The organism is Hymenobacter duratus, assembly GCF_014698995.1.
Taxonomy (GTDB): Bacteria; Bacteroidota; Bacteroidia; order Cytophagales; family Hymenobacteraceae; genus Hymenobacter; species Hymenobacter duratus.
The window spans coordinates 996,430-1,018,740 of sequence record NZ_JACWZZ010000001.1; the positions used below are offsets into that span (position 1 = coordinate 996,430).

Consider the following 22,311-nt stretch of genomic DNA (forward strand, 5'->3'; position numbering starts at 1 on the left):
TTTTTATTTGTAGCACTTGAACTCCGGTAAGAAGTCCCTCACCGCCTCCGTTGTTGTTGTCGCGTCGTTGCTCGTTGCTTGGTGGTCGCAGGCCGAACCTGTTGGGGCTTCTGCCTTCGATCTGCAGCAGCTGTGGGCCTGGTTGCCGCTGGCCGGAGAGCATGGCCGGCTGCCGTGGCGCATGCCCGCGCCCGACACACCGCGCACGGCCCTGCCCGATACCAGCCGCTACCGTCCCAGCCGCCGCCCCAAGGTAGACCCTGAGGACCGGGCCGGCACGCCGTTTTCGCCGCAGCGCCGCCGCTCGCCGCTAGTGCTGCCGCTGCCCGGCAACGTGCAGCAAACCGTGACGCCTGATGACAGCCTGCAGTACTTCGATGTGGAGGAGCGGGTAGGGCAGGAATTTGACTTCCGGGACCCCAGCCGCCTGACGTTCGAAGAGTATTCGCGCTGGCAGCAACAGCAGGCTATACGGGACTATTTCCGAAATCGTTCGGCCGGAGGCGTTACCGGGCCCACCAGCCCCGACGTGGCCCGGCGCCTCATCCCCAAAATCTACCTCGGCCCCATGGCCGACCGGATTTTTGGGGGCTCTTACGTGGATATCCGGCCCGCCGGGGCCGTGACGCTGCGGATGGGGGCGCGCTTCAACCGCAACCAGAACCCCACGCTCACCCTGCGTCAGCAGCGCATCGGCGACTTCCAGTACGACCAGAACCTGAACCTGAACCTGACCGGGCAGATAGGGGAGAAGCTGCGCCTGACGTTCAACTACGATACCAAAGCCGCCTTCGACTTCGAAAACAACATGAAGCTCGATTACACGGGCTTCGACACCGACATCATTCGCAAGATTGAGCTCGGCAACGTGAGTCTGCCGCTCAATAACTCGCTGATTGTGGGCGGCCAGAACCTGTTTGGGGTGAAGACGCAGCTGCAGTTTGGGCGCATGAGCGTGACGGCCGTGGCCAGTACCCTGCGCGGCCAGGCCGATGAAGTGCGCGTGCAGAACGGTGGCCAGAGCCGGCAGTTCGAAATCAAGGCCAGCCAGTACGAGAAAGACCGCCACTTCTTCCTGAGCCAGTTCTTCCGCGACCGGTACGACCAGGCCCTGCGCAACCTGCCCACCGTGCAGAGCGGCATCGAAATCCGCCGCCTGGAAGTGTACGTCACCAACGACAACCGCCAGAGCGACAACCTGCGCAACGTGGTGCCCCTCATGGACCTGGGTGAAGCCAAGCGGGTGTACCGGCGCCCTTTGCTGAACCCTTCCGGCACGCTGCCCTCCAGCCCCGCCAACAACGCCGCCAACCAGCTGGGCCAGCTGCTGACCCCCAACGCCGAAGCCCGCGGCGAGCTGACCGTGGACAACTATCTGAGCCGTGGCGCTATAGCAGGCCAGCCGCTGGCGAAGAACGTGGACTTTGAGCATGTGCGGGCTCGTAAGCTTGATGAGCGGGAGTACACCTTTAATGCGCAGCTGGGCTACATTTCGCTGAATACGCAGCTACTGCCCGAGCAGGTGCTGGGCGTGAGCTACGAGTACCTGTACAACGGAAAAACCTACAAAGTAGGCGAGGTGGTAGACGACTACGGCAACCGCGGCCAGGATGAAGTGGTGTTCCTGAAGCTGCTGAAGGCCACCAACCCGGCCGTTGGCATTGCCGACCCCGGCCAGAATCCCGACAACGAAAACCTGCTGACGCGCAACCTGCCGACGTGGGACCTGATGATGAAGAACGTGTACCCGCTGAATGCGTCGCAGCTCAACCGGGACAACTTCCAGCTGCAGGTTATCTACAAAGACGACATCACAGGCGTCGACCTGATTTCCATCAAGGACGGCCGCCCCAACATCATCCAGAATATTCCGCTGATTGAGGTGCTGAACCTCGACAACGTGAATCCCAACAACGACCAGAACCCTGACGGCAACTTCGACTTCTTCCCCGGTATCACCATTGACCCGGAGCTGGGCAAAATCATCTTCCCGCTGGTCGAGCCGTTCGGGTCGTTCCTGCGCTCCAAGTTCGATCCGGCGGCGGAGCAGCCGCTGATTGATAAGTACGTGTACCAGGAGCTGTACACCCAGGTACAGAGCGACGCCCAGCAACGCACCGAGAAGGACAAATTCGTGCTGCGCGGCCGGTTCCAGGCCACGGCCACCGACGAAATTACGCTGCCCGGCCTCGGCATTGCGCAGGGCTCGGTGCGGGTGCGCGCCGGCTCGGTGCTGCTGGAAGAAGGCCGCGACTATCAGGTGTTCTACGACCAGGCCAAGGTCAAAATCCTGAACCCCTCTTACCTCAACTCGGCCAACGAGCTGCGGGTGGAATTCGAGAAGAATGCGCTGGTGCAGGTGCAGCCGCGCAAGCTGCTCGGGGCCCGTTTCGACTACCGCCTCAGCCAGGATATCAACTTCGGGGCCACGGTGCTGCACCTGCGCGAAAACCAGGCACCCGGTATCAACCGCGTCAACATCGGCGACGAACCCGGCAACAACACAATTTACGGGTTCGACGTGAACATGCGCCGCGACTCGCGCGCCCTCACCAAGTACCTCGACATGCTGCCCTTCCTGTCGACGAAGGAGCCCTCGTCGGTGGCGTTCAGCGGCGAGTTTGCGCAGTTGCTGCCCGGCCAGTCGAAGCTGGGCAACGGTGAAAACGGGGTGTCGTATCTGGATGACTTCGAGAATGCGCGCACGCCCTACACGCTGGGCGGCCTGAACTCGGCTGTGGCCTGGCGCCTGGGCTCCACGCCGCGCACCTTCCCCAATTTCGACGCCAACGACATCACCTCGGCCTACCGCCGGGCCAAGCTGGCCTGGTATTCCGTTGATCAGACCTACTACACCGATGGCCCCAGCCGGCCCTCCAATATCGGGGTAGCCGACCTGGACAACCACTACACACGCGGCATCGAGCGGATTGAGGTGTTCCCGAACCGCGACGTAGGCGCTTCCGGCAATGGCTTTGAGTACTCGCTGGACCTGGCGTACTATCCATCGGAGCGCGGCCCGTACAACTACAACCCCAACATTGGGGCGGATGGCAGAACGCTGCCGAACCCGCAGCAGAACTACGGTGCTATTTCACGCGAAATCACCTTCGACACGGACTTCGACAACGCCAACGTCGAGTACCTGGAGTTCTGGATGATGGACCCGTTCCTGAAAGGCGTGCGCGGGCAGGTGATTGATGGCGAAAACGCGCCGGTCAACAACGACACGGGCGGGCGGCTCATCATCAACCTGGGCAACGTGAGCGAAGACGTGCTGCGCGACAACAACCAGTACGAGTTTGAAAACGGCCTGTCGGTTACCGATCCGGCCGACCCTAACGACACGCGGCAAACTGCGTGGGGCCGCGTGTCGCGCCAGCAGTTCCTGACGGATGCGTTCAGCAACACGCCCGGCGGCCGTGCGCGCCAAGACGTGGGCCTCGATGGTCTGAATGATACGGAAGAGTCGCAGTTTTTCGGAAAAGCCTATGGTGACCCTTCCGGCGACAATTTCCGCCACCACCTCGACCCGTTCTACGACCAGAACAACGTAGGTATTCTGGGCCGCTATAAGCAGTACAATGGTCTGGAAGGCAACTCGCAGGAGAACAGCCAGCTCTCGTCCACGGCATTCCCCGATAAGGAAGACCTGAACCGGGACAACGTTATTTCGGAGACGGAGCGCTACTACGAGTACCAGCTGGAGCTGCGCGACGGTCAGCTGGCCGTGGGCAGCAACTTCGTGGTCGACAAAATCACGAATACTATCAAAGGCGACCAGGTGTCGTGGTACCAGTTCCGGATTCCGGTGCGCAGCTACAACAACGTGCGTAGCGCCGACGGCCAGCCGTTCGGTTTCAAATCCATCCGGTTCCTGCGCATGTACCTCACCGACTGGCAGCAGCCGGTGGTGCTGCGCATGGTGCAGCCCCAGTTCATTGCCAACCAGTGGCGCCGCTATCTGAGCCCGATTTCGGAGCCCAATCAGCCTTGCCTCAACTGCGGCGAAACGGCAGCGGCCTTCAACATCAGCACGGTAAGCATTGAGGAAAACGGACCTGGCAACAAAGGAGCTATTCCGTACGTGCTGCCGCCTAACATTCAGCGCGACAAAGAGTACGGCTCCAGCACCGTAAACCGTGAGCAGAACGAGCAAAGCCTGCGTCTGTGCGTAGAAGAGTTGCGCGACGGTTTCGGGCAGGCAGCCTACAAAAATCTGAGCCTGAGCCTGCTGCGCTACAAGCAGCTGCGCCTGTTTCTGCACGCCGAAAGCGAGAACCCCAACCTGCGCGACGGCGACGTGCAAGCCTTCATCCGCCTCGGCACCGACTACAACCAGAACTATTACGAGTACCGCCTGCCGCTGGTCGTGACCCGCAGCGGCGCTACCACGCAGGCCGACATCTGGCCCGATGCCAACCAGATTCAGCTGGCGCTGCAGGACTTCATCGACGTGAAAGCGGAGCGGAACCTGGCGATTAACAACGGTAACGCCAGCTTCACCGGCCCTTATACTAAAACCTTCCCCAGCGGCGCCAGCATCACGGTGTTCGGCAACCCCGACCTGAGTGCGGTGCAGGGGGCCATGATTGGTATTTTCAACCCCACCGACGACGGCAACTCCAAGAGCATGTGCCTGTGGGCCGATGAGTTCCGGGTGTTTGACTTCGACAAGGAAAACGGCTGGGCCGCTACGGCGCGCTTCAATACCAAGCTCGCCGATGTGGCCAACATCACGGCCACCGGCAGCTACACGTCGGTGGGTTTTGGCGGGCTGCAGGACAAACTGGCTCAACGCTCCCTGGAAGACATCAAGCGCGGCGACATCAACGCCACCATTGCCGCCGACAAGTTCTTCCCCGAGAAGCTGGGTCTGCGCGTGCCGGTGCTGATTCAGGCTGGCCACGAAAGCCGCGCCCCGCAATACGACCCGCTCGACCCCGATACCAAGCTGGAGCAGTCGTTGCGCAAATTCACGAAGGCCGACAACACCATTGACGAGGAAAAGCAGGCCGCGTACCGCAAGGAAGTCATCGACCAGACTTCCAGCCGAAGCATATCCGTGCTGAACGTGCGCAAGGAGCGCACCAACCCCGAGAAGAAACCGATGCCCTATGACATCGAGAACTTCGCCGTCAGCTACTCCATCACAGAGCGCACACACACCGACATCCGTACGGACCGGGACTACACCCGCACCTACACGGGCGCGCTGGCTTATCTGTACCAGATTACGCCCAAAACCTACACGCCGCTGGCCAAGGTGAAGGCCTTGGACAACCCGTATCTGAAGATTTTCCAGGACGTGAACTTCACGCCGCTGCCTTCGCGCTTCTCATTCCGCGCCGATATTGACCGGCGCTACAACGAGCGGTTCCTGCAGCGTGTGCTGGAACCCGGCCAGCTTCCCGTGACAACCGGCATTCCCGGCGTGTTCCAGAAGTCGTTCTACTTCAACCGCATCTACGACATGCAGTGGGCCATTACCAAGGCCCTGACGCTCGACTACACCGCCAACAACCGGGCCGTGATAGACGAAGGCGTGGGCAGTGCCATCGGCGACTCGCCGGAAGCCCAGCGCAACCGCGAGATGCTGCGCGACAACCTGATTAAGCTGGGCCGCACCACCAACTTCAACCAGACCGTAGCCCTGACGTACCGCCTGCCGCTCGACAAGTTCCCCCTCACCGACTGGCTGTCGGCGGATGCGCGGTACGCGGCCAACTACACCTGGCAGGCGGCCTCCACGGCGCTGCGGGTGCCGGCGCCGCTGCGGTATCTGGCAGACGGCAGCCCCGACCCGACCGACACGACCACCACGGAGCTGAACCTGGGCAATACCATCCAGAACAACGGCGAGCTGAGTGCCAACGGCAAGATTGATCTGGTGAAGCTCTACAACAAGGTGCGCTTCCTCAACATCATCAACAATGCCCCGCCGCCCGGCCAGGGCGCCAAAGGTGCCCGCCGCTCCCTGGGCTCGGCCCTCGACCAGGCGGGTGTGCAGGCCAAGGAGGCCGGTCAGCCGGCCGCCGATACCAGCAAAGGGCCGGAGTTGCGCTTCCTGAAAGCCGTGCTTCGCTCCCTGATGACGGCGCGTTCCATCAACTTCACCTACACCCGCTCCAACGGTACGCTGCTGCCGGGCTACTTGCCCAAAACCCGGTTTTTCGGCATGAACAGCGACTTCGACGCACCGGGCGTGCCGTTCCTGCTGGGCAGGCAGTACGACCTGGACGCGCTGTACAACCGGGCCGCGTCGCGGGGCTGGTACACCGACCGGAGCGACTACCTGAACACGCCGCTCAGCTCCCTGCTCACCGAAAACCTGACGGCCCGCACTACGCTGGAACCCTTCCGCGACTTTAATATCCAGCTGGAGGCTCGCCGCCAGCTGGTGCGCAACCGCGAAGTGTTCTACCGCCGGGCCATTGATGAAGTGTCGCTGCGGCCGCTGGACGAATTGGCTCCCACTCAACCGCTGGGTTCCGGCTCGTTCAGCACGTCCATCATCAGCATCCAGACGCTGTTTGGCGACCGGACCTCGGATGGAGAGATATCGAAGGCCTTCAACCGGTTTGTGGAAAACCGTGGCTTTGTGCAGCAGCGGCTGCAGGCAGCCAACCCCGATGTCAATGGTACTAACGGCACCTACGGTTACAACTCGCAGGACGTGCTTATTCCGGCCTTCCTAGATGCGTATCAGGGCCGGTCATCGGATGGCTACAAAGCCGACGGCTTCAAGCCTTTCGCCAAAATTCCGATTCCGAACTGGAACATTCAGTACAACGGCCTGGCGGAGCTGCCTTTCGTGAAGCGCTACTTCCGCTCCATTGCCATCACGCACGCTTACGCTTCGGTCTACAACATTGCGGGCTACACCACCAATACCAGCTACAACCGGGAGCTAGGCGACAACGAATTGAGCTTCCTCACGAATGCTTCCGGCCAGTACATTCCGTATTACGTCATCGGGCAGGTGAGCATTGCCGAGCGGTTGTCGCCGCTGATTGGCATCAACTTCCAGACACTGGAGAAGGTAACGGGCCGCGTGGAACTGCGCACCGAGCGGGCCATTGCCCTAAATACCACCAACGCGCAGGTAACGGAGCTGCACACGCAGGAGCTGGTCATTGGCTTTGGCTATGCTACCAACCGGCTGCGGCTGCCGTTCCGCATCGGGGGCGAGCAGCGGGTACTGCGCAACGAGCTGAACGCCCGCCTCGACCTGAGCATCCGCGACAACACTACCATTCAGCGCACCATTGAGGATGTAGTAGACGTCAACGACCCAGCAGGGTTGGCCCCCAGCGTGGGTCGGGCCCGGGGCCTTACCACCAACGGTACCAAGCAACTGCAGCTGCGCCCCACCATCGACTACGTACTGAACCAGCGGCTGAATCTGCAGTTCTTCTTCTCGCGCACCGTCACGGACCCGCGGGTACAGAACTCGTTCAAGAACTCAACGACCGAAGGCGGTATCCAGCTGCGCTACAGCCTGTCGCAGTAGCAGGTACGCCAGTCCACCAATAGCAGGGGAGTTTGAGGAGGCACCAACGCTGGTTCCCCCTCAAACTCCCCTGCTACTATTTCACCACTTCGCCATTTCCGCGTACTTTTGAGCAACCGGGCAGCTGCCCGGTTTATCCCCTACTTTCCAACCCCGCACTTTATGAACCTGCCTGCTGAACTGAAGTACACGAAAGAGCACGAATGGGTACGTATTGAAGGTGATGTTGCCTACGTAGGCATCACCGACCATGCTCAGAAGGAACTCGGCGACATCGTGTATGTTGACATCGATACGCTTGACAAGGAAATTGCGCAGAATGAGGTGTTCGGCACGGTAGAAGCCGTGAAAACGGTATCGGACCTGTTCAGCCCCATTTCCGGCACCGTGCTGGAAGTAAACAGCCACCTCGATGGCAACCCTGAGTCGGTGAATTCTGACCCCTATGGCGACGGCTGGATGGTGAAAATATCCATTGCTAACCCCTCTGAGTTGGACGCGCTGCTGTCGGCAGAGGCCTATGGTGAGCTGGTAGGCGCGTAAGCCTGCTTCCCTTACTGCGGTCCGTAATGACTGAAATCGCGCCGCCCGCGTCACGTGGCCGCTCCTTGGTGGGGCTGCCGCTGGCGTGGGCGGCGCTGGTATTGGTACTGACCCTGACGCCGGCCGAAGATATGCCGGTAACGCCCCCCTGGGAGTTGCTGTCATTTGACACGGCTGCGCATGCCTTCGTGTTTGTGGTGCAGGCGGCGCTGGCCGTCATCTCGGCACGCCGGCAGGCCCGCTGGCCCTGGCTGCGTCGGCAAGCATATCTGCTGCTGCTGGTCGCCTGCGTGGGGTTTGGCCTGCTGATAGAAATACTCCAAATGACGATGAAGCTGGGCCGCCACGGCGAATGGTCTGATGCCCTCAGCGACGGACTGGGCGCGGCCATTGGGCTGCTGCTGGCCTATGCCGCCCGCCGTTGGTGGGAATAGCCCTGCTCAACCCTCACTGTCTGATGATACCTTACGTCCCGATAAAGTGGTGGCCCGCTGTAGCCCTGAGCGTGGCACTGGGGCTGCCGCCGGCTCCGGCCGCTGCCCAGGACATGCCGCGCGTACGGCGCACTATTCAGGCCCTGACGGCTCCCGCTATGCACGGCCGCGGCTACGTGAATAAGGGCGAGCAAAAAGCCGCTGCCTATTTGCGCAAGTGGTTTCAGGAGCTGGGCCTTCAGCCGCTTGCGCCTGACTTCACTCAGCCATTCACGTTGAATGTGAACACCTTTCCGGGGGCTTTGAACCTAGAATTGAGCCTGGGAATGCTACGCTTTCCGGTGCTGGGGCATTCCCGAAAGCTGCGAGTAGGAGAGGAGTTTATTGCGGCCCCTGATTCCGGACCAGGCACGGTAGGCGGCGCGTTTTCGGCGGTGCCACTCGTGCGCTTCGATACGCTGGCTTTCACCGATCCGGCGGCGCAGCAGCAGTTGGTGCAGCGCCGCTGGCACCAGGGCGGCTTGGTAGTGCGTGCCGCCGACGAACAACGGCTGGCAACTCTGCCGCAGCCAGTGCAGCAGCATATCGATTCCGCAGCACTCCGGATTACGCTGGTACCGAAGCTCACCGCTTCACTGGCACCCCGGCAAGCCGGGCAGATGCGGTTGCAGGTGCTGGAATCGGTGTGGAACAAAATACCCTCAACCGGCAGTGGCCCTACAGTAGCGCTGGTGGCCGCGCGCGTAGACGCCGTGTTGCAGCGCCAGTACCAGACCCAGAATATCGTCGGCTTCGTGCCCGGCCGCGTGCAGCCCGATTCCTTTTTGGTTGTGACGGCCCACTACGACCATCTGGGTACCATGGGCCGCAAAGCGTATTTCCCGGGCGCCAACGACAATGCCAGCGGCACGGCCATGCTGCTGGAACTGGCTGCTCATTATTCCCGCCCCGAAAACCGCCCCGCCTATTCGGTAGTATTCCTGGCTTTCGGTGCCGAAGAAGCTGGCCTGGTCGGTTCCCGCTATTTCGTCGACCATCCGCTGGTGCCGTTGTCCCGTATCCGTTTTCTGCTGAATCTGGACTTGCTGGGCACCGGATCCGAAGGGGCTACCGTCGTGAATGGTCGGGAGTTTCCGGCGCAATTCCAGTTGCTCCAGCGCCTCAACGACAGGAGCCACTCGCTGCCCAGCCTGGCCGCCCGTGGCCGCGCCGCCAACTCCGACCATTTTCCTTTCTCAGAGCGGGGCGTACCCGCGTTTTTCCTCTACACACGCGGTGGCATCACGGCCTACCACGATGTACAGGACCGGGCCGAAACGCTGCCGCTCACCGCCTTTGCCGGCACCTTTGGCTTGCTGCGGGATTTTCTCAATACGCTGGGCGCATCATCCAGCCCGGCCCGATAAGTTTGTGCGTACCGTAAAGCAGAAGCCCCGAAATGACCAGCATTTCAGGGCTTCTGTATGGAAAGCGTAGGTGAGTCTGACGACTAGCCGTTCGCTTTAATCGAGTTCATGATTTGCTTGGCAACGGTTTCCCATTCCGGCTTCTGGCGGTCGGCGCATGTGAAGGTGCACATCAGCAGCTTGCCCTCCACGTCAGTGAAGAAAATCAGCTGGTATACTTCGTGGCCAAGCTCGGGCTTCATCAGCTCGAGGTAGCCTACTTTGCGACCTGCAATTTCCTTGACACCGTTACCGAACCACTTGGCTTCCTTGAATTGCTTCGAGTAAGTTTTGTAGAAGTTACCGGCGTACATGTCAATCATGTCCTGGTCGGCGGTGTTGTCGGTGTAAGTGAAAGAGATGCTGGCTTCCTTGCTGTTTGTGTAGATAACGCTCGGACGGCTCTGTGCTCGGGCATAGTTGAAATCCATCTGCTGCTCGCTCATCACTTCAAACCCTTTGGGAATGAGGATTTCGACCCGCTCGCTCAGCACGCGCTTCTTGATCAATTCTATTTCTGCAGCCGGACGGAATGCTGTCATCAACAGCATCAGGCAGAAGGTAACTGGAAAGAGTACTACTTTTTTCATATGTCTAAAGGCTGAAAAAAGATGAATGACAATGCAAGTTTCGCCGACGACTACACAAGGGCCAGTCTGTTCGGATAACACAATTTACGTAAGAAAATGTCAACTGCAAGCTGTTAGCGGGAAAATATTTTCGACTTGTTCCTTCTGTTGCTCTATAATCATCGAAAAGAATGAATCAGCAGCGTTTTTTAGATATAGAAAAAAATGAGTGTTTCTGGAATGATTCACGGATATCCTGTAAAATATCAACAAGTTATAGTTAAAGCAATATTCTATAATTTACCCTAAAAGTTCAATTACGTTATAGCAGATGCTTGGTTTGCACTTACAGAATGTTGTTGATCTGTTCCTTGATTTTTTCCAGTTCTTCCTTCATGCCTACGACTAAGTGTTGTACTACCGAATCGTTGGCCTTCGAACCTATCGTGTTGATTTCTCGACCTATTTCCTGCGAAATAAACGCTAATTTCTTTCCGGTGGGTTCTGGCAGATATACCGTTTCGGTGAAATAGTGCAAATGACTGACCAACCGCACTTTTTCCTCGGCGATATCCAGCTTCTCGATATAGAAAATCAGCTCCTGCTCAAAGCGAACCGGGTTAAACTGCTCACTGGTCGTGAGGTCGGCGAGGTGAGAGCGAAGCCGCTCACGCACGTTTTCAACACGGCTGGGGTCGTGGCGCTCTATCTCAGCCAACTGAATCCGAATGCTGTCGATATAGGCCAGAATTTCGGTGGTAAGCGTCTGGCCTTCGGTGCGGCGGAACTCGTTGGTGCGCTCCAAAGCCTCCTGTACCAGCGGCAATAGCTCGTCCCAGGTTATTTCGTCTTCTTCCTCGGCCACTACCGGCAGCTCAGTTGGCAGCCGCAACGCGCCGGGTAGGGCCTTGGCAATTGCCGTCAGCTGCTCCAATGACGCGCCCGTGCGGGCGCTCAACTCCAGCAACTCCTGGTAGGCAGTGGTCAGGACGGCTTGGTTGACTACGCTGCCCTGGGCCGCGGCGCCCCGGGCCCGCATGAAGTCGAAGTTAAGGTTGACTTTGCCCCGCACGAGAGTTTTGGTTACCAGATTGCGGATTTCCAACTCCCGCTCCTGCAAAAAGCGCGGCAGGCGCAGCGTGAGGTCCATCGATTTGGAGTTGAGAGACTTTACCTCGACGGTGGCGGAGTAACGGTCGGTGTCGCGGTGCGCAACGCCGTAGCCGGTCATAGACTGGAGCATGGCTGGGGAAGTATAGCAAAGAAGAGCCAAAAGTAACAGACGGCGCAGATACCCGCGTGCTGAAGCAGGCGCAAAAGCAAAGAAGCCGGAACGTACGTTCCGGCTTCTGTACTGGATGCTGCACAGCAGCCAATTACTGCATTAATAATCGGTGTTCTGCGGATCGAAGTTGGTCCAGCCTTGCGTCCAGTTGTCCGTGCCGTTGAAGGCGCCACGATAGGCACCATTAGTAAAGAACGAATCGGCAGTTTTGCCGGTGAATACAGCCCCCGTCAGCAGCGACGAGCCGCTTTGTAGCGTAAAGGCTGGGCCACTCAGGTTGAAGGAGTTGGCATTCAGGCCCAGCGCCATCAGGCCGGTGCTGGCTACTACCGAGTTGTTCTTACCGGTGCCGTTGAACCAGCTTTGTACTTCGGCGTCGGTGAAGGCGCCGGTGCCGGTGTTGCCGGCCGCGCGGAGCGGCGTATTGGTGTTGGCCACCGTGATGCCGCGCAGGTCCAGGCCACCAGACTGCACGTTGGCCCAGGTAGAGGTGCCATCAAGGCGCAAGCCTTCAGGGTAGCCGGCGAATACCGAGTTGTAGATGCTGATGGAGGTGTTGCGGCGCAGGTGCATGGCCGACTGATACACCCCGCTGCCGGATGCCTGCGTGGTAGGCGGCGTACTGGCTGTCACGAACACGCTCATGTTGCTGAACACGGGCGCTGTGAGGGGCAGGCCGGCGTTGGAGCCGCTGGCCGGGGTGCCGGGGTTGAAATTGTCTGACTCAAAAGCATTGGAGCCCGACTGGTCGGCGTACTGCGGGTCGCGCAGCGAGAGGCCGTACTGAATCTTGCCGGTGAAGCCGAAGTCGGTGTCAAAGTCATCATCGAAGCCGCGGTAAGCCACCAGGTGCTTGGCATTCACGGTGCCCCCGAACCACTCATAGGAGTCGTCGCCGGAGTAGGATACCTGCACGTAGTCGATTTGGGTGCCAGTGCCCACACCGTAAAGGGTCAGGCCGTTGATTTCGCTGTTGGCCGTAGTCGAAAGCGGAATGCCGGCAAACTCAATGCGCACGTACTTCAGGCTGCCTGAGTTGTCGGCGGCATTGGTGCCCCCAAAGTTGCCCCGGATGCCGCCTTCCATGTTCGTGCTCAACGACTGGTTGATGGGCGCGCTGCCTACCAGCACCACGCCGCCCCAGTCGCCGTAGCTGCGACTGCCCTTGGCTTTCGCCGACGTGAAAACGATGGGGTTGCTCTGCGTACCTTCTGCCATGAGCCGGGCGCCGCGCTCAACGATGAGGGCGCCTTTGGTGGTCTGGTCGCCGAAGATTTTGGTGCCGGGCTCAATGGTGAGCGTTGTGCCGCTGGTGACGTACACGAAGCCCTGCAATAGATATTTCTCGTTGGCCTTAAGCGTACGGTTGGCCGTTATTTCGCCCGACAGAATGACGCGCCCCGCGCTGTCGGTGGGGCCGCTGGGGTTGTCGGTTACTACTGGTGCATTGTCGTCGTTGTCCTCGCAGCTGCTGAGCGGTGCAGCACTGGTCAGGGCCAGCATAGCAAACAACAGCGTTTTCGGAAAGCGTTTCATAAAGGAAGGTTGGGTGAATGAAACAAATGGAGGATGATGACAGCTGGTGATTACCAGGAGAAGATGAGGCCCAGGGTGGTGTTGGAGCCGCGGCGGAACGAGCGGTAAGCCGAGTCGCTGCTGGAGAACTTGTTGTTGCGGTCGGTGTCCTGCACCAGCTTCACAGGTTGGTTGAACACGTCCTGCCAGGCGGCGCGCAGCTCCCAGTGCTTGGCCAGGCGCTTGGTCAGGACCAGGTCAAGTACATTGCGGGGCACCTCATACAGTGTAGGGTTGTCCTTGTTGCCGACGGCGAAAATGCGCGGGCCTACCACGTTGTAGAGCAGGCTCAACTGCGTGCCCCGGTCTTCGTCGTTGTAGTAAGCGCCCAGGTTGATGAGGTAAGGCGACTGGCTCTGGAGTGGGCGGGTCAGGGTCTGGGTGTCACTTACATCGGTGGGCAGTACCCGGCCGCTGGCATCGGGCACGTTCAGCACGTCGCCTAGGTCAACCTGGCTGAAGATGTAGGAGGCATTGCCCACCAGCGACAGGCGCTGCAGCAGCCCCGACTCCGACAGCCCCGCCAGCGACTTGCGCACTTCCGCTTCCACGCCGTAGCTCACCGCCGATTTGGTGTTCACGAAGGCATAGTTGAGGCTGTTGGCGCCGCCCACCGACGTGCTCAGGTAGTTTTCGATGGGGTTGGCGAAGTGCTTGTAAAAGGCGCCCAGCGTCAGCATCTCGCCGGAAGTCGGGTACAGCTCCCAGCGCACGTCCACGTTCTGCACCTGGGCCGTTTTCAGGGCATAGTTGCCCTGCACGTCGGCATTCAGGTTGAAATCGTAGAAGCGGAAGGGGGCCAGCTCCCGGAACTCGGGGCGGTTGATGGTAGAGGCGTAGGCGGCTCGCACCAGCATCTGGTCGGTGAGGTTGTAAGACAGGTTGAGCGAAGGCAGCGGGCTGAACAAGCGGCGTCCGCCGTTGGTGAGGCCCCCGCCACGCAACTCACTGGTCACTACCTGGTCGTTGTATTCGCCCCGGAAGCCAACTACCCCTGTGAACTTGCCCAATGGCACGGTCAGGCTGGCGTAGCCGGCCAGCAGCGTATTGCTGGCGTTGTAGGAGTCGTTGGGGTCGGTGCCTTCCTGCAGCGAGAAGCCACCTTCCTGGCCCGTCAGGTTGCCGGGGCCAAACACCTGGTCGATGGTCTGTGTCCGTACGCCGCTGCCAGTCACGCCCGTGTTGCCCACGTTGGTGTAGCCGAAATAGCGGGCCTTGAAGTCCCGGTCTTTGCGCTCGGCATACAGTCCGGCTTTCAGCTTGATACCGCCTTCCTCCTTCGTGGAGTCCTGCGTGAATTCGTGGATAATGTTCAGCGCGCCGGACTCTACCCGCTCGTTCAGCTCGGAGAAGTAGCGGCTGGCTTCCGTCAGAACGGGCTGGTTGGACGTGGCCACCCCGAAAGGAGCGGGCGTGCCGTCGCCGTTGGTGGCGCCAAAGGGGCGTAGGTAGCGCACCCGGCGCCAGTCGGGCTCGGTGCGGTGCGTGTAGGCAAAGCCGCCCACCCAGTTAACGGTGGTTTTGTCGTTGGCCAGTTCGTGGTTGCCAATCAGCTGACCGGAGTAGATGCTGCGGCTTTCGTACCGCTCAGAAAATGCCCGCACATCGTTGGTGGCCACCGAGTCGGCACCCTGGCGCACCACGGTTTCGGCGGCTCCCAGCTGGTTGAACAGGTTCTTGAATTCCAGGGTGCTGCGGCTGTTCAGGCGCATCCAGAAGTTCTGCACCACACCCAGGCGCACCTCGTTGCTATAGGATTGGTCCTGAAACTGCGCGTCCACGGCGTTGCGGTCGGCGCCGTTCTCGTAGAACGTGAGTGTAGGGGCGGTGGCTACGTGGTAGTTGCCGTAGTTGAGGCTGGTAAGCGTGCCCACCTGTTTTTCGCCCAGCTCGAAGCGGCGGCCCATGCTGAAGGACAGGCGCAGGTCGGGGGCCGCTTTGGCCGAGTTGATGGCCCAGTTGTTGGGCAGCTGGCGGGCATACGCCGCCCGGAGCGGGCTGGAAATGTCGCCGCTGAGGGTGCGGGGCCAGTTGCTGGGGATGGTGCGCTTGCCGCTGTCAAACCCCAGCCAGTCGTATTTGCCGCCCTCATACTTCTGCACGTCGGAGAAGGTGGTGTTGGTGCGGTAGCCGCCCTGCAGGCTGATGTTGGTGAAGTTTTCCTCGGGGGCCCGCTTCGTATATACTTTGATGACGCCGCCCGCGAAGTCGCCGGGCAGCTCGGCGGAGCCGGACTTGAAAATCATCATCCGGTCAATCACGCTGCTCGGAATCATGTCGAAGGCGAAGGCCCGCGTATCTACTTCCGAGCTGGGCGTCAGCACATCGTTCAGCATCACGGCGTTGTAGCGCTGCGTGAGGCCGCGCACCAGCACAAAGCGGTTGTCCTGGATGCTGACGCCGGGCACGCGCCGCGCAATCTGGGCCGCGTCGCGGTCCTGCGACTTCACAATCTGCTCGGCCGAGACGCCGACAGCCACCAGTTGCGCCTGCCGCACCTCGCTGATAACGGCCACCTCCGTGTTGGTGCGGCGCTGCGCCGTCACCACTACTTCGCCGAGGGCCGCCGACGAGCTGCTGAGCACGGTGTTGATTACGACCACCTTGCCGGGCTCTACCTGCAGGTTAGGAATGGTTTTGGCCGCGTAGGACACCGAGTTGACCACCAGCGAATAGGTGCCGGCGGGCACTTTCGTGAGCGTAAACGTACCGTCGAGGTCGGTGGCGCCGCCAATGGCAGTGCCCGGCACCCCCACGCTGGCCCCGATGACGGGCTCCTGCGTACCGGCGTCTTTCACCGTTCCTTTGATGGTGCCGGTTTGCGCCCAGGCGGCCGAAGTAGTGCCCAGCAACACCAGGAGCAGGGCCAGAAAACGAGTGAAGGTCAGGTTCATGCGGTTGAATTATGCCGCAAAGCTCCTTCTCTAGCGTTACCTCATTGTCTCCCCATTATTACCAAATTATGAATGGCCCTCTGTTGCCTGCAGAACGCACTATATAGTATACATAGAGCGAAAATAGGCGGGCTTTACTGTCTGACAATCAGAATTATCCTGCAAATACGTGGTGTTGGTTGCGGAACGGGTGAAAGGCCGGGCGCCGGAAATCCGGTTATCTTTTCGGCTCCAACCGCCCACTTTTTCCTCTGCGAATGCGCGTACTGATGCTGCCCAAGTGGTACCCAAACCGCTACGACGACCAGGACGGGGACTTTGTAAGCCGGCACGTGGCGGCCATTGCGCCGCATGCCCAGGTGGCGGTTCTGTTTGCGGCCGTAGCCCGCGGCCCGTTGCCTAGCCTCATCAGCCTCGATGCCGACCTGAGCGGCACGGTACCCACGTTGCGGTATTACTATCGGGCGCAGCCCACCGGTTTCGGGCCACTGGATAAGGTACTGAAGCTGGGGCTGTATTTCTGGTGTATGGTGCAGGGCTATCAGCGGCTGGCGCGGCATTGGGGGGGGGCACCAGAACTGGTGCATGTGCACGTATTGCTGCGTACCGGCCTGTTTGCCTGGTGGCTGAAGCTGACGCGCAACCTGCCTTTCGTGGTTACGGAGCACTGGACGCTCTATTTGCCGCAAAATGCGTACCGCATTGGCTGGCTGCGGCGGTGGCTGACACAGCGGGTGGTGCAGGCCGCCGCCGGACTCCATACCGTGTCAGATAACCTGCGGGGGGCACTCGCGCAACTGGGTGTTCGAAATCCGCGCACAGTGGTGATTACCAATGTGGTAGATACAGCGCTGTTTCATCTACCGGCTGAACCTAGTAAGCGCGCCGGGCTGTTGCATGTGGCCGCCTTCAACGAGCAAGCCAAGAACTTAAGCGGCCTGCTGCGGGTGGTAGCGCGGCTGCGCGCTACTCAGCCTAATATTCGCCTGCGGATTGCGGGGTATGGCCCTGCAGAAGCGCAGGTGAAACAGCTAGCCGCCGAGCTGGGCTTGCTGCAGGAGGATACCGTTATATTTCTGGGCAAGCTCACTACCGAAGCCGTAGCTACCGAAATGCGCCGGGCTGCCTGCTTTGTACTATTCAGCAACTACGAAAACCTTCCCTGCGTCCTCATCGAAGCCCAAGCCAGCGGCTTGCCAGCTGTAGCAACGGCCGTTGGCGGCGTACCCGAGCTGCTGCCCCCCGACGGCACCCGCGGCTACCTCGTGCCCGCCCGCGACGAAGCTGCCTTGGCCGAAGCTTTGGCTCATGTGCTGCGCCAGCCCGAGCAGTTCGATGCCGACGCATTACGCCGCTACGCCGAAGAGCATTTCAGCTACTCGGCCGTGGGCCGGCAGTTTGTAAGTTTTTATCAGATAGCTGTGTCTACACCATGAAAAAGGCTGCTTCCCGAGCGGGAAGCAGCCTTTTCTTAGCAAATCTTGGTCGTTACTGTACTACCACTTTTCGGTAGATAGGCTCCAATCCATCCACCGTTAGGCGCAGCTGATACACGCCAACAGGTAGCCCGGCTACTTCTACTACGGCCTGCAAGTGTCTTCCGCTGATGGCCACCGTTTGCTGCTGAACCTGCTGGCCCAAGCCGTTCAATAAAAGCAGTTGTGCCGACTCAATGCCTGCTGCCATGGGCATCCGAAGCGTGAACTGCTGCCGTGCCGGGTTTGGGTAGAGCTGCAGCTGCTGCGCGGTGGTGGCCGGTTTGTTGGCCAGTGTACCACCGTTCAGGCGCACACTCACCGTATTGGCAAACAGGGCAGTGTTGGCCGCCGCAACGTCTATGTCGCCGTCGTTGTCTAGGTCGCCGAGGGCAAGGCTGGTGGGAGAGTTGCCGAGCGGAGTGGAAAAGGCACCGGAGAAGTTGCCGAGGCCGTCGTTAAGGCGGGTGCTGGCGGTGGTGCCGGTTGCGGTACCGCCGCTTATCAGCAGGTCCAGGTCGTTGTCGGCATCGAGGTCGGCGAGGGCGAGGCGGAGCAGGCCGGGGGCCAGTGCCACGGTGCCAGCCGCCACAAAACTGCCGGTGCCGGTGTTGCGCAGCACGCTCACGGTGCCGCTGCCCGCATTTGCCACCGTGAGGTCCAGGTCTCCGTCTCCATCTAGGTCACCCAACGCCACATCTTCGGGCTGGTTTCCGACCGGCAGATCGGGCGTGAGGCTAAACATGCCGAGGCCGTCGTTCAGCCGGACGCTGATGGTATTGGCGTCGTAGTTGGCCGTCACGATGTCCAGGTCGCCGTCATTGTCCACGTCGCCGACTGTAAAGTGGTGTGGACCCGCGCCGGTCGGTACTTCCATGGTGCCATAGAACATGCCTGCACCCGTATTAAAGCGCACCGAAACCGTGTTGCGGTCCTTGTTACCAATCAGCAGGTCTAGGTCGCCATCGGCATCCATGTCACCTAGCGCCAAGGTATGACCTTCCAGGAACGTGAAGACCCGGTCGCCGTCGGTGAAGGTGCCGTTCCCGTTGTTGAGGCGGATGGGCAGGGTGTTGCTCGAAGAGTTGGCCACGATGAAGTCCAAGTCCCCATCCCCATCAATGTCGCCTACTACAATATCGAATGGGGCTGCATCTACTGAAATATCCGGTGCACTCGTGAACGTGGCGTCGCCGTTGTTGAGGCGTACCATCACGCCGTTGTAGCCGTTAGGCATAGCACCCGACACTAACAAGTCCAGGTCCCCATCATTGTCGATATCGGCAGTAGCTACGGCGCGGGCCTGCCCGGGCATGGGCAGGTTGAGGCTGCCCGAGAAGGAGCCCCGGCCGCTGCCTGTAGCTGCTGCCCGTAGCTGCACCACTTCCGGTCGGGCCGTGCGCGTCCCGTCGCTACTTACAATGCTGCCTGGCACCGTCATGCTGATAGGCTCACCCGGCATAAAGTCGCGGGTGGGGTCGAAGGTGAGGGTGGCGGTGCCAGCTCCGCCGGCCGTGCCCTGCCGCAGTCCCTGGCGCTGACTGCTGAATACGGCTAGCGGTGCCGTGCCGCTTGCCGTGGCCTGGCCGAAGCCTACGGCCAGGTTGGCATTGCGGGCTACGCCAATACTGTTGCGGGCTGGCATGAGGCTGGTAACGGGCATCGTGACGGTAGGCGGCTGGTTCAGACGGATAGTCACGGTGCGGTCTACGGGCGTTACCAAGTCAAGGTCACCGTCATTGTCCACGTCACCGAGGGCGGGGCCGTAGGGGTTGTAGCCCACGAAGGCATCGGGGCCGGAGCTGAAGGTGCCGCTGCCGTTGTTATACTTCAGGTGAATGACGTTGGAAATACCGTTGATGCCACCGTCCATATACATCAGGTCTAGGTCGCCATCGGCGTCAATATCGCCGAGCCGCACTTCCCGCGGATGCACCGTGTAGTTGAACGAGTGCAGAAGGATGTGGCTGCCGAATGTAGCGTTGCCGTTGTTGAGGCGCAGACTCAGTAGGCCGCTGGTGCCGGCACTCAGAATATATTCGGCACTCACAACGTCCAAGTCACCATCGGCATCTACGTCGCCCAACACCACGTCCTGCGCGCTGCCGCTCATGGTCAGGCTGGCGCCCACCGTGAATGTGGCAGCACCATCGTTGAGCAGGACATTGTACTGAGGGCTGTTGCCGTCGCCGGCCAAGATGTCTAGGTCACCGTCGTTGTCCAGGTCGCCTACTTCCAGCGAGTTGATGTACTGGCCGCTGGTGAGGAGCGCACCCGGGCTGAACGTGCCAGTGCCATCGTTCAGGCCCACCTGCACGCGTCCGCCACTCACGAGTAGCAGATCCAGGTCGCCATCCGCGTCCACGTCGCCGAGCCGGAGCCGGCGGCCGTTGATGAAAGGCCAAAACCCCGTAGCCAGCGTGAAGTGGCCGTTGCCGTCGTTGAGGCCCACGCCAACAGGCGTTACAATGTCCAAGTCGCCATCAGCATCCACGTCGCCTAAGGCCAGATAGGCCGGCTCGGTATTCATCATCAGACTGCTCCACGACGAAAACGTGCCATTGCCGTTGTTACGCTGGATATCCAGAAGGCCATAGTTGCCGCCGCTGATGTTTTTCGCCGTCACAATGTCGAGGTGGCCGTCGTTGTCCACGTCGCCGAGCACAAGGGTATGCGGCGTACCCTGGCCCGCCAGGGTGCGGGCGGAGCCATCAGCAAAACGGCCCCGGCCAGTGCCCCCGGTAGCCGCCGTAAACTGGTACACTTGCTTGCTTAAGGCGCTACCGTTGCTGGCGCTTAGCATGGTGGCTGGCAGGCTGACGCTCACTACCTCGCCGGGGGCGAAGTCCTGGGCAGGGTTGAAGAGAAGTATGCTAGAGCCCTGGCCCATGAGCGTACCTAGCCGCCGGCCGCGCAACTGCGAGCCAAATACGCGCAGGTTGCTAGCCGACGCGCTGGAAATATTTAGTGTGAACCGGGGCACTACGTCTGCCGTGCGGGCAACATTTGTAGCGTTGCGGGTAGGCGAGAGGCTAGAAACCGTCGGATTCTGGGCTTGTGTGGCCACGCCTAGTGCCAGCCACAAGCCAGCAAGCAATGGTGCACTACGGTAGAAGCCCGGCACCGGAGAAGCCACCTTGCGGGCAGCTAACAGGAAGGTAGAAGTGTACAAGCAGATGAACCTGATAAGTGGAATTGTCCCATAGATGCCCGCTAGTCGGGTATTGGGTCAACAAAACAACAGGAAATAGTTGGTCTGTAATAGGATTGGCTTAGACAATTTTATCAGCAGCTAACTGCTTGAACAATAGGCGCAAATTTTCAACATAATATTGTATTTGCAGGCGGCTCGTCTACTGCCACCACCGTTCCTGCGGCAGTGGTCCGGCACTTAGCACAATAGGTTGCCCCAGCCGTGGTGTGGTGATAGGTAGTAGCAACTGTGCTGCCTCCGCACTGGCCCGCCGAACCGGTTCGTTCCAAGCATGGTGCGCTTCCGTGAAAGCGCCCCAGTGCACCGGCAGCAACACCCGGCCGCGCACATCCTGCGTCGCCCGCACAGTTTGCTCGGGCATCATATGAATCTGGGCCCAGTTCTCGTTGTACTGGCCGCACTCCATAATGGCCAGATCGAAGGGGCCATGTTGCGCGCCGATAGTCTGAAAGTGCGGGCCGTAGCCCCCGTCGCCGCTGTAGAACACGCGCTTTGTGGCCGATTTCATCACCCAGGAACTCCAGGAAGTGGAGTTGCGGTTGGTGAGGCCGCGCCCGGAAAAGTGCCGCGCCGGCGTGCTAACGATGGTGAGGCCCGGCAACTGCACCGAATCGTTCCAGTCCAGCTCCCGCACCCGGGCTGAATCGACGCCCCAGGCCAGCAGGTGTGCTCCTACGCCCAGCGGTACATAGAAGTGCGCCACCTTATCCTTGAGCCGCCGAATGGTCTGGTAGTCGAGGTGGTCGTAGTGGTCGTGCGAAATCAGTACGGCGTCAATGAGTGGTAATTGCTCGGCCGTAATGGCTAGGGCTGGGTTGTAGCGCTTGGGCGTCAGGAGTGGCAGCGGGCCCATTTTTACACTCAGCATGGGGTCGAGCAGGATGTTTTTGCCGCCTATTTCTACCAGACTGGCCGAATGTCCGAACCAGGTCACACGCACCATATCGGGCGTTTTTCGCGTGATGCTCAGTGAGTCGAGCTGCTGCGTAGGCAGAGGCGCGGTAGGCGTTTCGTTGGGTACAGAGCTGAACAGGAATTTCCACATCACCGATACCAGACTGCCCCCCGTCAGTTGCTCCGTAGGCACCAGATTCTGAAACTCCCCGTCGCGGTAATGGCCCGATTTAGCGTAGGCGGCGCGCTGGTTCTTGGTGGGCTTGCCACCCAGCTCCGGGCTCAGGTTGGCAAAAGCGACGCCAGCCACCAGTAGCAGGGCCACCATTACAATGGCCAGGCGGCCGACAAGACGTAGGTATTTTCTCATATCAAGCAGATAACTCCTCAACCGATAGGAGTTTGGTTGGGTAGTCGGGGTAGCGGATGAAATATTTGATTCGCAATTCGCCAGCAACAACTAGCCCCAG

Annotated in this window: 11 protein-coding genes; 5 read left to right on the forward strand and 6 right to left on the reverse strand. The window is 60.2% G+C overall.

Translation table 11 applies throughout. The features are described from left to right. The first annotated feature begins 16 nt into the window (after positions 1-16). The 4 genes from sov (at position 17) to IC231_RS04135 (ending at position 9,896) form a co-directional block, all read left to right on the forward strand. A complete protein-coding gene (gene sov / locus IC231_RS04120) occupies positions 17-7,513 on the forward strand; it encodes a T9SS outer membrane translocon Sov/SprA (protein ID WP_211538846.1) in 7,497 nt (2,498 codons plus the stop codon). Positions 7,514-7,675: 162 nt separating this feature from the next. Then, a complete protein-coding gene (gcvH, locus tag IC231_RS04125; protein WP_190783323.1) occupies positions 7,676-8,056 on the forward strand; it encodes a glycine cleavage system protein GcvH in 381 nt (126 codons plus the stop codon). A gap of 26 nt (positions 8,057-8,082) precedes the next feature. Further along, positions 8,083-8,490 (forward strand): VanZ family protein, encoded by a 408-nt coding sequence (locus IC231_RS04130; RefSeq protein WP_190783324.1) that lies wholly within the window; start codon positions 8,083-8,085, stop codon positions 8,488-8,490. Between the two features lie 23 nt (positions 8,491-8,513). Beyond that, positions 8,514-9,896 (forward strand): M28 family metallopeptidase, encoded by a 1,383-nt coding sequence (locus tag IC231_RS04135; protein ID WP_190783325.1) that lies wholly within the window; start codon positions 8,514-8,516, stop codon positions 9,894-9,896. A gap of 83 nt (positions 9,897-9,979) precedes the next feature. Here the strand turns inward: IC231_RS04135 and IC231_RS04140 are convergent, their stop codons facing one another. From IC231_RS04140 to IC231_RS04155, 4 genes are all read right to left on the reverse strand, one after another. Continuing rightward, a complete protein-coding gene (locus IC231_RS04140) occupies positions 9,980-10,525 on the reverse strand; it encodes a hypothetical protein (protein WP_185888615.1) in 546 nt (181 codons plus the stop codon). Between the two features lie 325 nt (positions 10,526-10,850). After that, positions 10,851-11,747 (reverse strand): YicC/YloC family endoribonuclease, encoded by an 897-nt coding sequence (locus IC231_RS04145; RefSeq protein WP_190783326.1) that lies wholly within the window; start codon positions 11,745-11,747, stop codon positions 10,851-10,853. A 141-nt stretch (positions 11,748-11,888) separates the two neighbouring features. Further along, positions 11,889-13,325: a cell shape-determining protein MreB gene (locus IC231_RS04150; RefSeq protein ID WP_190783327.1), complete on the reverse strand. Its 1,437-nt coding sequence runs from the start codon at positions 13,323-13,325 to the stop codon at positions 11,889-11,891. Positions 13,326-13,375: 50 nt separating this feature from the next. After that, positions 13,376-16,258 (reverse strand): TonB-dependent receptor, encoded by a 2,883-nt coding sequence (locus IC231_RS04155; protein WP_190783328.1) that lies wholly within the window; start codon positions 16,256-16,258, stop codon positions 13,376-13,378. 257 nt (positions 16,259-16,515) lie between these two features. On the opposite strand from IC231_RS04155, the gene IC231_RS04160 reads away from it, so the two are divergent. After that, the gene (locus IC231_RS04160; protein ID WP_190783329.1) at positions 16,516-17,694 is read left to right on the forward strand and encodes a glycosyltransferase; all 1,179 of its coding nucleotides are present in this window, start codon (positions 16,516-16,518) and stop codon (positions 17,692-17,694) included. 52 nt (positions 17,695-17,746) lie between these two features. Here the strand turns inward: IC231_RS04160 and IC231_RS04165 are convergent, their stop codons facing one another. Then, the gene (locus tag IC231_RS04165; protein WP_190783330.1) at positions 17,747-20,905 is read right to left on the reverse strand and encodes an FG-GAP-like repeat-containing protein; all 3,159 of its coding nucleotides are present in this window, start codon (positions 20,903-20,905) and stop codon (positions 17,747-17,749) included. 181 nt (positions 20,906-21,086) lie between these two features. Continuing rightward, entirely contained in the window at positions 21,087-22,211 is a 1,125-nt protein-coding gene (locus tag IC231_RS04170) for an MBL fold metallo-hydrolase (protein WP_190783331.1), read from the reverse strand. Between the last annotated feature and the right edge of the window lie 100 nt (positions 22,212-22,311).